Origin of the sequence: Flavobacterium sp. F52, assembly GCF_000278705.1 — a bacterium.
GTDB lineage: Bacteria > Bacteroidota > Bacteroidia > Flavobacteriales > Flavobacteriaceae > Flavobacterium > Flavobacterium anhuiense.
On record NZ_AKZQ01000025.1, the window covers coordinates 48,848 to 62,464 of the forward strand.

The window sequence follows — 13,617 nt, forward strand, 5'->3', positions numbered from 1 at the left end:
TTTTATGGTTATTGAAAAAATTAAAGTAACTAGAAAACGAATTCCAGTACTTAAACATTGCGTGTTTTTAAATTAATTTTAGAGAATTACCAAATTCTCAATAGTTACTCGTTTCAAATCCGAAAAACGAATTTAAATGCGTCAAAAATTGCTATTGAACCTGCGACTTGGGGAAAGAGGTTCAACCTTTAAAAATAATCTGTAATCTTTTTTTAGTGTCTCTAGAAGATAGACGCTAAAATATTTTTTGTTGTCTAAAAATCTGCATCGAATGAAATTTTTTGAGCATCGCTGTCATTGTTCATCACACCTGATTTTTGATACTCCGCAACACGTTTTTCAAAGAAATTAGTTTTTCCTTGAAGAGAAATCATGTCCATGAAATCGAATGGATTCGCTGATCCGTAGACACGCTCACAACCTAACTCAATTAGAAGCCTATCAGCAACGAACTCTAAGTACTGTGTCATTAAAGTAGCGTTCATGCCAATTAAACTTACTGGAAGAGATTCAGTAATAAATTGTCTTTCGATATCTAAAGCATCGACAATAATTTCTTTGATTCTTTCTTTTGGCACTTTGTTTACCAAATGGTGATTGTGCAAGTGAACAGCAAAATCACAGTGTACGCCTTCGTCACGAGAAATCAATTCATTTGAGAAAGTTAAACCTGGCATTAAACCACGTTTTTTCAACCAATAAATTGAACAGAAGGCTCCTGAGAAAAAGATTCCTTCAACTGCAGCAAAAGCAATAAGCCTTTCAGCAAACGAATCAGACTCGATCCATTTTAAAGCCCATTCTCCTTTTTTAGCAATAGCCGGGAAAACTTCTAAAGCATTAAACAATTCCGTTTTCTCTGCTTCATCTTTAACGTAAGTATCAATTAATAAAGAATACGTTTCGCTGTGAATGTTTTCCATCATAATCTGGAAACCATAGAAAAACTTCGCTTCAGCATATTGAACTTCGTTTACAAAGTTCTCAGCCAAGTTTTCATTTACGATTCCGTCAGAAGCTGCAAAGAATGCTAAAATATGTTTAATGAAATATCTTTCATCGTCATTCAGTTTGTTATTCCAATCTGTCAAATCTTGGTGCAAATCGATTTCTTCAGCAGTCCAGAAACTAGCTTCCATTTTTTTATACCATTCCCAAATATCATGATGTTTGATAGGAAAAATAACGAAACGATTTTTATTTTCTTGTAAGATTGGTTCTACTTGAGACATGACAATTTTTGTTTAATTTTTATACCGAATTTTTTGCTAATTCAATAGACTACAAAGATTGTCAATTAACGCCAAAAATGAAAGTCAAACTTATTCACAATTTGCTGTAGTTTTTAACAACGTTAATTTTTTGAAACATTTTTCATACAATAATTAATTTACTGTAAATGAAACATTTAAAACCAATAATTATACCTGAAAGCCCCGTAAAATATAGACTTTTAAATATAAAAAGCAAGAAATTTTAAATAGTTTTAAAAAGTTTTTTTTGAATTAAAACTTTGTTTTTTTGAGTCAAAAAATGAAGAGCAAAAAAGGTATAAATCACACTTTAATTTTTAAGAATTTTTAAACTCTTCGGCTACCTTTTCTAGTTCCAAATACCAGTCTTCTCCAAAACGGCGAATCAATGCCTCTTTTACAAATTTGTAAACTGGAACTTCCAATTCTTTTCCTAACGAACAAGCATCATCGCAAATATCCCATTTATCATAGTTTACAGCTGCAAATTCTGTGAAGTCTTTTACTCGAATTGGGTATAAATGACAAGAAACTGGTTTTTTCCAATCCACTACTCCTTGATTGTAAGCTTGCTCGATTCCGCAAAGTGCCGTTTTTCCGTCAAAAATCACATAAGCGCAATCTTTATTATCAATCAGTGGCGTTTCTAGATCACCATCAGTCCCTTTTACCCAAGTCCCTTGCGCTTCGATTGCTTCGATTCCTTCTTTTCGTAAAAAAGGTTTCACTTTTGGAAAAATTTCTTCTAAGATTTTAGTTTCAGCCTCATTCAAAGGCGCGCCCGCATCTCCATCCACACAACAAGCTCCTTTACAAGCAGACAAGTTGCACACAAATTCTTTTTCCAGAATATCCTCTGAAATAATAGTTTTACCTAACTGAAACATGATATTTATTACTCTAATTTATAAAGTGCAAAGATAGTCAAAGAAAGGAGATAAAATAGGATGAAAATTTAACCGCAAAGTTCGCAAGGATTTGCGCAAAGTTTCGCAAAGTTTATACGCACACATTTCCAATACCCATTTTAATTTGCGAACCTTGCGAATTTAATTTTGCGTGCTTTACGGTTAAACCTATTATAAGTTTTACTAAATGCAAAAGAAAACAATAATTGTTACAAATATCACTTTTTTAACCATTAAAACATGTTTTTATAACAAAAGTGCATTGTATTGAAAAAACACCTAACTTTATTAACTACTTTTGCAGCAATTTTTTAAACCCTAAAAATCAAAGCGATATGTTAGAAATCGATTTTAAAGAAATCATTACCGTTAGTATGGTGCTTTTTGCCGTAATTGATATTGTTGGCTCGATTCCGATTATTGTGAATTTAAGAGCAAAAGTTGGACACATTGAGTCTGAAAAAGCTTCTATCGTTGCGGGCGCTATCATGATTGTTTTTCTTTTCGTTGGAGAAGGTTTACTGAATTTAATTGGTATCGATGTTCACTCGTTTGCCGTTGCTGGTTCATTTGTTTTGTTTTTTTTGGCTTTAGAAATGATTTTAGGAATCAGAATCTATCGTGATGAAGAACCAGGATCTGCTTCTATTGTACCGCTGGCTTTCCCTCTAATCGCTGGAGCAGGAACAATGACAACCTTGTTATCACTTCGATCTCAGTTTCATACTATTAATATTATCATAGCGATTGTCTTAAATATTATCTTGGTTTACATAGTTTTAAAGTCTTCTAAAAAAATCGAGAATCTACTAGGAGAAAACGGACTTGGAGTGGTTCGCAAGACATTTGGAGTAATACTTTTAGCAATTGCTGTTAAATTATTCGCTGCTAATGTTAAAGGTTTGTTTGTCTAAATTTTATTTTTATAAATTTACCCCGTAAAATTTCTAAAATACAACTTTAAGGCAATTTCCCCATAAAGTTCTACTTTATTATTTTAGACAAAAACAAAGACAACCTTATGAAAATTTTCACTTCAATCTTAGTGCTTTTGGCATTAGCTTTAATCGTTTTTAATATTACGCTATTAGACTTTAAAAACCCTTTTCAAGGAGATAGTATGGTAGCTTTTATTGGAATCGCCGCTTCATTTTGCGCTGTTTTGATTCTTTTGATTTTTAGAATTTCAAAAAGAATTGAAGAAAAAATGAATGACAACAGATAATATGTTTGATGTTTTAATTATTGGCGGAGGAGTATCTGGCATGTCTTGTGCTCTAGTCTTAGGATCCGCAAAAAACAAAACTTTTGTTACTGACAAAAAAATCGGAATTTTTACTCATCAGAAAAATTCTTCTTTACAAGAGGCAATATTTTATAACGCTTACGGAATTACACCAGGAAAATTAGGTTCTGAGCTTTTAACTGAAAGCACACAGCATTTAGCAACAACTTACCCGCACATTACTCAGATTTCAAATGAAAAAGTAATGAAAATTGAAGGCAGTTATCCAGAATTTACCGTAGTAACCAACAAGAATTCATACCAAACAAAAAATATCGTGGTCGGAATTGGTTCTGCCAATACTTTCGACATTGAAGGTTTAATGCAATTTGTTGAACCTCATAAAAAAGCACTTCCAGAAAAACAGCGTATTCAGCTTAAAAACGAAGATCACAAAGTAGCAGACGGCATTTATGTTATCGGTACTTTAGCGGGTTGGAGAAGTCAATTGGCAATTGCAGCCGGAAGTGGCGCTGCTGTAGCGACAGACATTCTTACTTTATGGAATAACGGCGTACAGACTCACGCTCATGATAGCACTCGATAATTTTTTGCTTTTACCATTAAGAGATTAAGATAAATTAAGTTCTATTTTAATGCAAACTTAATTACCAAGTTTCATTAAGAAAAAACTCCAAACAGAAAAAACCATTAAGAGATTAAGAAAACAGCTATACAGCTTAATAAACTTAATCTCTTAATGGTTTAAAATTTCATGGCTAACTTATTTAACCGAAACGATTTCTGTTACTTTAATATGGTTTTCATCTTCAGATTTCCATTTTTCTCCTTTTACAGACACTACATCTCCAATTTTTAATTGTTTGTAATTCTGAGGCCCGCCAACGTTTACAATACTGATTGTTGCAAAGTAAACTTCTTTTGCGTCTGTTGTAATTTTGGCCGTGTAACCATCTTTACCTGCTTCTATACCGTCTACTTTTCCTGAAACTACAGCATTAGCATCATTTTTCATAGTTGTGCAAGAGATTACAAAAGTCATTAAAAGCACTAGAAAACTTACTCTTTTTAAATTTTTCATATATTATTAGTTTAACCGCGAAGTTCGCGAGGATTTACGAAAGGTTCGCAAAGTTTTATTTTAAGTTACTATTATTTTATTGCATCAAACTTTACGCCAACTGAACACAGCTCCCTGCAATAACTTTTAGATTCTTACCCGATTTTTTCCAAACCCTTAAATATTTGAAAACTCCGCTGATTGCATTTCCGTCATAAGCGCCTTTTAAGGCAACTGTAACCGTAACCACTGCAGAATCATCAATTACGTTGACAATTTGATCTGATGCTTCCAAAGAATTAATTTTTAGCTTTCCTGAACGATATGATTCCAAATCAAACTCTTTCGTTATGGTTTGTCCGTCGGGCATATTAAACAATAAATCATCATGAAGAATTGTTTCCAAAGCCATAACATCCGATTTTTTAATTGCAGTCAGGAGTTCTATTTCTGCATCAACAACGGTTTCTATTTTCATGATATAAAGATTGAGGTTATTTCTTTGGAGCTAGAATTGTCTTTATCATGGCATCATCTTTCAAGATTACATCATAATAATACAATTCTCCAAACAGCTGTCGTGCGAATTCAGCTGTAATATGACGGTTTACGAGCGATTTCGTTTTATCCAATTTCAAATCCAATCCCGTCATTAAAATATAGTTTTTAAATCTTTTGAAATAAAAATCTGAGTTCTTCATTTTTGCCAAAAAATCATTAAAATTATCTCCAGCAAAAGCATTTCTGTTTTTATCTAATTCTTCAAAGACAAAATGCCCTACAATTCCAGTCTGTAGCAAATATGCAACATTTTCATTTCCATGCTCTGCTTCCATTGGAACAAAAACATCTGGAACAATTCCGCCACCGCCGTACACTATTTTTCCTTTCGGAGTTTTGAATTTTAAAGAATCGGCCACTTTTATACTGTCTTTTGCATACAATTCTCCAGTAGCAATTCTTGCTTCAGATTCTTTAAAATATTCTTCGTTCCCTTTCTTATACGGTTTTTGAATCGATCTTCCCGTTGGCGTATAATAACGCGCCACAGTCAATCTTACTGCAGATCCGTCGTTAAAGTCCATTTCTCTCTGAACCAAACCTTTACCGAAAGAACGACGTCCAACAATAGTTCCGCGATCATTATCTTGAATGGCTCCTGCTAAGATTTCACTAGCCGAGGCACTATTTTCATTAATTAAAACATAAACTTTCCCTGTTTCAAAACTTCCTGCTTTTGTTGCATACGTTTTCTCAGTAGAACCGTTTTTGCTTTTCGTGAAAACGATTAATTGTCTGTCTTTTAAAAACTCATCGGCAATAGCAATAGCTTCTTCCATATAACCGCCTCCATTATCGCGGAGGTCAATTACAAGCGACTGAATTCCTTTTTGTTTTAATCTCGTTAAACCTGTTTTGAATTCGTTGAAAGTAGTTTCTGCGAAACGGTTAATTTTGATATAGCCAATATTATTACCAATTAACATAGAAGCATCAACGCTTTTAATTGGAATAACATCTCGTTTAACTTTAAACTTGAGTTTCTTCTGTTCTGATTTTCTAAAAACAGTCAATTCGATTTCTGAACCTTGAAGTCCTTTTAATTTAGAAAACAAACTATCTGAAGGCAATTTTCTACCATACAATTTGGTTTTTCCTGCAAACAAAATACGGTCTCCAGATTTTATCCCCGCTTTTGCCGAAGGTCCGTTTTCTACTGGTTTTATAATCGCAACCGAATCTTTATACATATAAAAATTAATTCCGATTCCTACAAAATCACCTTTCATGCTTTCGGCAACCTCAGCTTGTTCGCTTGGCGGAATATAAACTGAATGCGGATCCAATTTAGAAAGAATATTATCGACCGTAAGATTTACAATCGAATCGGTATTGACGCTATCAACATATTCGGTATTGATAAAATCAATAAGTTTATTTAGCTTGGTTTTAGAGTAATTTTTAGCCAAAAGCTGGTCACTTGCAGGAGCGTTCATCACGCTTCCGGCAATTGTTCCAAGAGCAAAAGTCGCTCCTATTACGATTGGCAAATATTTCGAATTAAATTTCATTATTCTTCCAAAACAGGAATATGTTCTACTTCTACCCCTGCCTTTATTAAAAATTGGATTCCAGAATCATCTCGATATCCATCTTTATATACTACTCTTTTTATTCCTGACTGATGTATCAATTTACTGCATTCTTTGCAAGGCGAAAGCGTAATATACAATGTTGCTCCTTCGCAAGATTGCGTTGATCTTGCTACTTTCAGGATTGCATTTGCTTCGGCATGCAGAACATCCCAACGTGTCAATCCGTTTTCATCTTCGCAGCAATTTTCAAATCCTGACGGTGTCCCATTGTAACCATCAGAGATGATCATTCTATCTTTTACAATAATAGCGCCAACTTGTTTACGTTTACAGTAAGAAAGCAAGCTCCACTCTTTTGCAATTCGCAGATATGCTTTATCGTATTTATTCAGTTTTTTTACTTCCATTTAATTTATCTGTTCCAAATTGGGCTTTCAATAATCATCGGAATTACAACTCCGATAATAAAAGCCGACATTACAAGTGCCCAGTCGCGTTTTGAAAAACGGAAAACGGTCTGCACTATATATGAAATTACCAGAACAACAAAAACTACTATTAGCTGAGCAGCTTCTATTCCTAAGGCAAACTCTCCTAAAGGCAACAATTTTGAGGTGGCAGAACCTCCTAAAATTGTTTTGAAATAATTAGAAAAACCTAGTCCGTGAATAATTCCAAAGAATAAAGTTATGAAAAATACTAGATTTACGCCATCATTTTTTGAGGTCTTTCCGGCCGTAAACAAATGATAAAGAGCTGTTATTAAAATTGTAATCGGAATCAGGAATTCTACAACATTAACTTTTATGGCAATTATGCCGTAAACAGAAAGAATTAAAGCCAAGGTATGGCCAATTGTAAAAAGAGAAACCAATAAGAAAATTCTTTTCCAGTCTTTAAAAAGATACGGAACGGTTAAGGCGATTAAAAAAAGAACGTGATCGTAAGCATTAATGTCTAAAACGTGTTTTAATCCTATTTGAAAATAAATCCAAAATTGTGACATAGGTATAATGTAATTAAATAATTAGGGGTTGTAAACTTACGATTAATTTTCAAAATTAAAGATTCGGGCTACTAAATCCTGCAATAAAAATAAGTTAAATTTTAGCAGAAATTTAAAATCAATAATTTAAAAATAGGATTATATTTGTTATAATAAAACTTTATCATTATGTCATTTTCAGAATTATTTGATAGCGAATTCAAGCAAAGAAACAAAGGACACTTTTCTGCTATTGTTCGTGTAGCTTTAGCTGATGGGGTGGTTTATCCAGAAGAAAAAGCCTTTTTAGATAAACTTGCTTCTCGCTTAGAAATTACAGAATCGGAATATGAAGAAATTCTTAGCGATCCTTTAAAATATCCGATCAATCCACCTTATTCATATGTTCAACGTTTGGAGCGTTTATATGACCTAACTCGCATGGTGCATGTCGACCATCAGCTTGAAGACAAACAAGAAGTACTTCTAAAAAAGATAAGTGTTGCCCTTGGATTTACACCAAGCAACGTAGATTATATTATTGCAAAAGCATTGTCATTGGTTGACAAAAAAGTAGATGCAGATACTTTTATCTACGAAATGCAGCATATGCATAAATAGTATTCAGTGTTCAGTTTTTAGTATTCAGTTATTTTTACTGAAACTTGACTGCTAACGAAAATTAAAAAACAAAACCCGACAGGTTTTAAAAACCTGTCGGGTTTAATATTTAAAATCCAGACTAAAAACTGCGACTGTGACTGAACACTAAAAACTAATCACTCACTCAGCCGCCATAAATTCCTCGGCTTTTTCTACCATCTTATAGCTTCCGCAAAAGAAAGGTACTCTTTGGTGCAATTCGGTTGGCTGGATTTCCATAATTCTTCCAAAACCATCTGTTGCTTTTCCTCCTGCTTGTTCTGCTAAAAAAGCCATCGGGTTACATTCGTACAATAAACGTAATTTCCCTTTTGTTGCTTTTGAACTTGTAGGGTAAATATAAATTCCGCCTTTAATCATATTTCGATGAAAATCGGCTACCAAACTTCCGATATATCTTGAAGTGTATGGTCTGTCTCCTTCTTCTCGCTGGCAGTATTTAATGTAGTTTTTTACTCCTTGCGGAAAATGAACATAGTTTCCTTCGTTTACCGAATAAATATTTCCGTTTTCTGGAAATTTCATGTTTGGATGCGAAAGATAAAATGTACCTATCGCTGGATTTAACGTAAAACCATTTACGCCATGTCCTGTCGTATACACAAGCATGGTTGAAGTTCCATAAATTACATAGCCTGCTGCAACTTGATTGATTCCCGGCTGTAAAAAATCCTCGCTAGTTACCGGAGTTCCTATTGGAGTAACTCTTCTGAAAACAGAAAAGATAGTTCCAACAGAAACATTTACATCAATGTTTGAAGACCCGTCTAGCGGATCCATTAAGATCACGTACTTATTATTATGACAGTTGTCGCTCCCCTGAACTGTAATAAAATCGTCGTTTTCTTCAGAAGCAATGCCACAGACAATCTCACGGTTTATTAACGTCTGGATAAATACTTCGTTTGCATAGACATCTAATTTTTGCTGATCTTCACCTTGGACATTCTGTTCGCCTGCCGCGCCCACAATATCTACTAAACCCGCTTGGTTTACTTTATGATTGACCACTTTTGCTGCCAATCGAATAGAGTTGATAATTCGCGAGAGTTCTCCCGACGAATACTGAAATGCTTTTTGGTTCTCAATAATAAACTCTCCCAGTGTTTTATTGCGTTCTTCCATTTCTAAATCGTTATAGTTTTATTTTTAAGTCACAAATATCGCTTATTTTGTGAGAATGATTTAAAAATTATTTTGTTTGTTTGCTACTATTGTATATTTGCTAACAATCTGCAAAAAGCATCCAATAAAATGACGCTTTTTTAGATAATAAATAGTTAAAAATAAGAATATATGAATATTAGAAAAGGAAATCCTGAAGATATGAAATCGGTGTTAGGGCTTATTCAGGAGCTTGCAATATTCGAAAAAGAACCCGATGCGGTTGTTATTACAGAGGAAGATTTAGTGCGCGACGGATTTGGCGAAAAACCATTATTTCACGTTTTTGTTGCAGAGATCGAAAACGAAGAAAAACAAAAAGAAATTGTTGGAATTGCGCTGTATTATTATCGTTATTCTACTTGGAAAGGAAAGACAATTCACCTTGAAGATTTGATTGTAAAAGAAAAAATGCGAGGCACCGGTTTAGGTTCTGCTCTTTATGCTGAAATCATGAAACAAGGAAAACGAGACGGCGTGCGAAGAGTAGAATGGAATGTTTTGGATTGGAATACTCCAGCCGTAAAATTCTATGAAAATTCTGGTGCAAAAATCCTTGACACTTGGAGGGTAGTGCAGATGGATCAAGCAGGAATTAATTCGTTCTTAGAAAAATTATAAAAATATTATTCGCCACGAATTCACGAATTTTTATTCGTAAAGATTAGAAAAAATAATTCGTGAATTCGTGGCGGAAAAAAAATCTAAAAATCTAAAATTAAAAATGAGAGTATTTAAATTTGGTGGTGCATCGGTAAAGGATGCAGATGGAATTAAAAACGTGTACGACGTTTTACAAAAAGTGGGTTATGAGGATGTAATTCTTGTGGTTTCGGCTATGGGAAAAACAACAAATGCTCTTGAGGTTGTAATCAAGAATTACTTTGAAAAATCGACAGAATTAAACGCTTCTGTTCAGGAAATTAAAAAATATCACAATCAAATCTTATTGGATTTGTTTGAAGATGAAAATCATGCTGTTTTTGCGGCTGTAAATGCTCAGTTTGACGAATTAGAATACTTCTTGGCCCATAATAAATCTCCAAATTACAACTTTGTTTATGATCAGGTGGTAAGTTTTGGTGAATTGATTTCGACTAATATCTTAAGTCATTATATGAATTTCAGAGGAATTCAGACGCAATGGCTTGATGTTCGTAATTTCATTAAAACGAATGCAAACTATAGAGATGCTGAAGTTGACTGGGAAACTACACAGCAAAATATCAGCAAAAATGTTCCAAGAAAACAATTAAACATTACACAAGGTTTCTTGGGTGCAGACGAAAATAATTTTACAACAACTTTGGGCCGTGAAGGTTCTGATTATACTGCCGGAATTTTTGCTTATTGCTTAAATGCAGAAAGCGTAACGATCTGGAAAGATGTTCCTGGAGTTATGAATGCCGATCCGCGTTATTTCGAAAATGCAAGTTTGCTAAACCAGATTTCATATCGTGAAGCTATCGAATTGGCATTTTATGGAGCAACGGTTATTCACCCAAAAACCTTACAGCCGTTACAGAAAAAAGAAATTCCTTTATACGTAAAATCTTTTATCAACCCATTATTAAAAGGAACTTGCGTTTCTAAAGGTGTTGATTTAGAACCGCAATATCCTTGTTTTATCGTAAAAAGAGAACAGCTTTTAATTTCGCTTTCTTCTATTGATTTCTCTTTCATTATGGAAGAAAACATCAGTGAGATTTTTGGTTTATTTCACGAATTCAAAATCAAAGTAAACTTGATTCAAAACTCTGCTATTAGTTTCTCTGTTTGCGTGGAAGATAAATTTGGAAATTTCCCAGAATTGAATGCTATTCTTTCTAAAAAATTCAAAGTAGAATACAGCGAAAATGTAACCTTATATACAATCCGTCACTTTACAGAAGAGGCAGCGCAAACTGTCGAGGCAAACAAAGAAGTTCTACTAAAACAAGTTAGCCGCGAAACAATGCAGATTGTCACTAAAGAATTAATCTAATATTGCTTTATAAAAGGTAATTATTTAATTCAAAAATTATTGAAAAGGCTTCACATAATTGTGAGGCCTTTTTTTTACGAAAGAATTTTCTTTATTTAGTCAATTTTTGATTATATTTACTTTTCTTTCTAAAGAACTTAAAATGAGCAAAAAAGGCTTCTTATTAGTTTTCATTATTCTTGGTTTATTATACATCAGTATATCTTTAAGTCCATTGCTTTCAAAAGACATAAAAGACATTTCTTATTCAGATTTTAAATTGGTAATTGGTCCGTTTTTATCTACAGTTGCTATTCTCATTACTTATACACAACTTAAAAGGAGAAGAAATTAATTTACTAGTTTTTCCCTTTATTCAAGTGCTTTATAATGGTTTTCAAATCTTCAATTTGCAACTCATATTGCTTTATAATTTTTCTGTAAACTCCTAACATCGCAATTTCTGTTTGTCGTTCTGTATTCATTAGACTTTCATAAACAGAATCTCCTAATCCTTTTCTAACCAATTCTTCTGGAGATATTTCAAAAATCTGACATATTTTATTAAAATGAATAGCCCAAGAAGTACTTTCTCCACGCTCCATTCTTGCATAAGCAGATTGGGAAATTTGCAAATAATCTGCGGCCTCTTCTTGTGACATATTCTTTGATTTTCTCAAAACTTTTAGATTATCTCCTACAATTTTATTCATAATTAACATTTTAAAAACAAATATAAACATAAGAATTATTTTACAATTATTCGAATTTAGGTTTTTAATAACCGATTTTCGGTTGAGACTATTTCGCGACCTATTATAAATTTGCTATATCATTTATTCTGATAATCTAATATTAACCAATAAATTTTAAAAGCATGAAAAAATTAAAATTAACACAAATGGAAATTTTAATAGGTGGTCAAGCAATAGAAGCGGATCAAAATGCCGAAACATTTGATGATGGGAGAAGAATTAACCTTGATTGCGGAATAGGTTTAGCTGGATTAGCTCTAACAGTTGTTGGCGCCGCTGCAGTTGTAACCACAGGAGGAGCTGCTCTTTTTGCCGCAAGTTTCATACTGGGTTCTATTGGAACAGCGCGATCTTGTTAACATAAATTTGAAAAAAATGAATTTACAATTTAAAAAATGGCTGTACTTTGTTATCCTATTTATAGCATGTGGATTAACAGGCTATTATATTTATAGGTATTTACAAACTAAGGACTTCTATTTTTTAATTAGCACTTTAGCAATGCTATTACTAGCTATTGGAAGTTTTATACAATGGAGACATATTTTCAAGATTTTAAAATAACGAATCTTATACATCATCCATTTTATTGTAAGATGGGATTTAAATTTTCTTTATAAAATATGAAATGACTTCAAGATAATAAATAAGAAATTTACCTTAAAAACACTATTTCCAAATTTAAACGCATTATTCATAAATGAATAATGCGTTTTTAGCAAAAACAATACATCTAATAAATGAAAAACATTCTACTTAGATATGGTTTACTTTCTATTTCTTTTATAATCATAACAGAAATAACAAATAAAATTATAAATCTAAAAGACCTGCTCCATCATTTTTTAATTGATTTTTTGTCTGTAGATCAAATAAACAGTTATTTTGAATTTCAAGATAAATGGCATTGGTTAATTTATCTATACATTCCTCTAATAATCTTAATTAAGACTTCTGTAATTTCACTGATTATATATATTGGACTGTTTTTATTATCAAAAGAAACAAAGTATAATCAATTATGGAATGCAACTATAAAAGCAGAATTTATCTTTTTGCTAGTACCCATTTTTAAAATCATATGGTTTTATTTTTTTCAACCGAATTACGATTTAAATGATATTCAGAATTACTATCCGTTATCTGCACTTAACATCATTGGTTATAAAGGATTAGAAGCTTGGTTTATTTATCCCTTTCAAGTACTCAATCTATTTGAGTTTGTCTACGTTATTTACTTGGGTTTTGAAATTGGCAAGCTAACCAATACCAATACAGATTATGGGCTTAAAATCGTTGGAATAAGCTATGTCCCCTCTTTAGTTTTATGGGTTGCGACGGTCATGTTTTTCACACTTAATTATAGCTAATATGGCAAATTTAAAAAAAGTCCTTTTTGTCTTATCCACCCTTATGATTATAGCATACCTAATCGATTACTTTTTTAATAATGCTGAATTACTTCAAACCATATTGGGAATCATTCCAATGATCTTACTAATTATTATAACCCAATTAAAGGAA

General features: G+C 32.7%; 18 protein-coding genes. 9 read left to right on the forward strand and 9 right to left on the reverse strand.

Annotated elements, in window-relative coordinates; all coding sequences use genetic code 11:
* Positions 1-254: 254 nt before the first annotated feature.
* Positions 255-1,232, reverse strand: coding sequence for a ribonucleotide-diphosphate reductase subunit beta (locus FF52_RS09760; RefSeq protein ID WP_008465046.1), 978 nt, complete (start codon positions 1,230-1,232; stop codon positions 255-257).
* 338 nt (positions 1,233-1,570) lie between these two features.
* A complete protein-coding gene (locus FF52_RS09765) occupies positions 1,571-2,140 on the reverse strand; it encodes a DUF3109 family protein (RefSeq protein ID WP_008465048.1) in 570 nt (189 codons plus the stop codon).
* 356 nt (positions 2,141-2,496) lie between these two features.
* Here FF52_RS09765 and FF52_RS09770 point away from each other — a divergent pair, with 356 nt between their 5' ends.
* The 3 genes from FF52_RS09770 (at position 2,497) to FF52_RS09780 (ending at position 3,993) form a co-directional block, all read left to right on the forward strand.
* The gene (locus FF52_RS09770) at positions 2,497-3,075 is read left to right on the forward strand and encodes a MarC family protein (RefSeq protein ID WP_008465051.1); all 579 of its coding nucleotides are present in this window, start codon (positions 2,497-2,499) and stop codon (positions 3,073-3,075) included.
* A 107-nt stretch (positions 3,076-3,182) separates the two neighbouring features.
* A complete protein-coding gene (locus FF52_RS09775; protein WP_008465053.1) occupies positions 3,183-3,386 on the forward strand; it encodes a hypothetical protein in 204 nt (67 codons plus the stop codon).
* Position 3,387: 1 nt separating this feature from the next.
* The gene (locus tag FF52_RS09780; RefSeq protein ID WP_035691388.1) at positions 3,388-3,993 is read left to right on the forward strand and encodes an FAD-dependent oxidoreductase; all 606 of its coding nucleotides are present in this window, start codon (positions 3,388-3,390) and stop codon (positions 3,991-3,993) included.
* A 177-nt stretch (positions 3,994-4,170) separates the two neighbouring features.
* On the opposite strand, the gene FF52_RS09785 is transcribed toward FF52_RS09780, so the two are convergent.
* The 5 genes from FF52_RS09785 to FF52_RS09805 all read right to left on the reverse strand — a co-directional run bounded on the left by FF52_RS09785 (position 4,171) and on the right by FF52_RS09805 (position 7,569).
* Positions 4,171-4,488: a hypothetical protein gene (locus FF52_RS09785; protein ID WP_008465057.1), complete on the reverse strand. Its 318-nt coding sequence runs from the start codon at positions 4,486-4,488 to the stop codon at positions 4,171-4,173.
* 91 nt (positions 4,489-4,579) lie between these two features.
* On the reverse strand, positions 4,580-4,945 hold the full coding sequence (locus FF52_RS09790; RefSeq protein WP_008465059.1) for a nuclear transport factor 2 family protein: 366 nt from the start codon (positions 4,943-4,945) through the stop codon (positions 4,580-4,582).
* Between the two features lie 16 nt (positions 4,946-4,961).
* A complete protein-coding gene (locus tag FF52_RS09795; RefSeq protein WP_008465061.1) occupies positions 4,962-6,539 on the reverse strand; it encodes a S41 family peptidase in 1,578 nt (525 codons plus the stop codon).
* The gene (locus FF52_RS09800; RefSeq protein WP_008465062.1) at positions 6,539-6,970 is read right to left on the reverse strand and encodes a deoxycytidylate deaminase; all 432 of its coding nucleotides are present in this window, start codon (positions 6,968-6,970) and stop codon (positions 6,539-6,541) included. Before FF52_RS09800 ends, FF52_RS09795 begins: the two co-directional genes overlap by 1 nt.
* A 5-nt stretch (positions 6,971-6,975) precedes the next feature.
* Complete coding sequence (locus FF52_RS09805) at positions 6,976-7,569, reverse strand: HupE/UreJ family protein (protein WP_008465063.1); 594 nt, start codon at positions 7,567-7,569, stop codon at positions 6,976-6,978.
* Between the two features lie 168 nt (positions 7,570-7,737).
* Here FF52_RS09805 and FF52_RS09810 point away from each other — a divergent pair, with 168 nt between their 5' ends.
* Positions 7,738-8,169, forward strand: a complete 432-nt coding sequence (locus tag FF52_RS09810; RefSeq protein ID WP_008465064.1) for a TerB family tellurite resistance protein — start codon at positions 7,738-7,740, stop codon at positions 8,167-8,169.
* A gap of 162 nt (positions 8,170-8,331) precedes the next feature.
* On the opposite strand, the gene fbp is transcribed toward FF52_RS09810, so the two are convergent.
* Positions 8,332-9,336, reverse strand: a complete 1,005-nt coding sequence (gene fbp / locus FF52_RS09815; RefSeq protein ID WP_008465065.1) for a class 1 fructose-bisphosphatase — start codon at positions 9,334-9,336, stop codon at positions 8,332-8,334.
* A 171-nt stretch (positions 9,337-9,507) separates the two neighbouring features.
* Between fbp and FF52_RS09820 the strand changes: the two genes are divergently transcribed.
* The 3 genes from FF52_RS09820 (at position 9,508) to FF52_RS09830 (ending at position 11,693) form a co-directional block, all read left to right on the forward strand.
* Positions 9,508-9,996: a GNAT family N-acetyltransferase gene (locus FF52_RS09820; protein ID WP_008465066.1), complete on the forward strand. Its 489-nt coding sequence runs from the start codon at positions 9,508-9,510 to the stop codon at positions 9,994-9,996.
* Between the two features lie 103 nt (positions 9,997-10,099).
* A complete protein-coding gene (locus tag FF52_RS09825; protein ID WP_008465067.1) occupies positions 10,100-11,359 on the forward strand; it encodes an aspartate kinase in 1,260 nt (419 codons plus the stop codon).
* Positions 11,360-11,501: 142 nt separating this feature from the next.
* On the forward strand, positions 11,502-11,693 hold the full coding sequence (locus FF52_RS09830; protein WP_035691315.1) for a hypothetical protein: 192 nt from the start codon (positions 11,502-11,504) through the stop codon (positions 11,691-11,693).
* A 4-nt stretch (positions 11,694-11,697) separates the two neighbouring features.
* Here FF52_RS09830 and FF52_RS09835 read toward each other — a convergent pair whose 3' ends face one another.
* On the reverse strand, positions 11,698-12,051 hold the full coding sequence (locus FF52_RS09835) for a helix-turn-helix domain-containing protein (protein WP_008465068.1): 354 nt from the start codon (positions 12,049-12,051) through the stop codon (positions 11,698-11,700).
* 188 nt (positions 12,052-12,239) lie between these two features.
* On the opposite strand from FF52_RS09835, the gene FF52_RS09840 reads away from it, so the two are divergent.
* Together FF52_RS09840 and FF52_RS09845 are read left to right on the forward strand one after the other, a co-directional pair.
* Positions 12,240-12,452, forward strand: a complete 213-nt coding sequence (locus FF52_RS09840) for a hypothetical protein (RefSeq protein ID WP_157498567.1) — start codon at positions 12,240-12,242, stop codon at positions 12,450-12,452.
* 381 nt (positions 12,453-12,833) lie between these two features.
* Positions 12,834-13,463: a hypothetical protein gene (locus FF52_RS09845; protein ID WP_008465071.1), complete on the forward strand. Its 630-nt coding sequence runs from the start codon at positions 12,834-12,836 to the stop codon at positions 13,461-13,463.
* The last annotated feature ends 154 nt before the right edge of the window (positions 13,464-13,617 follow it).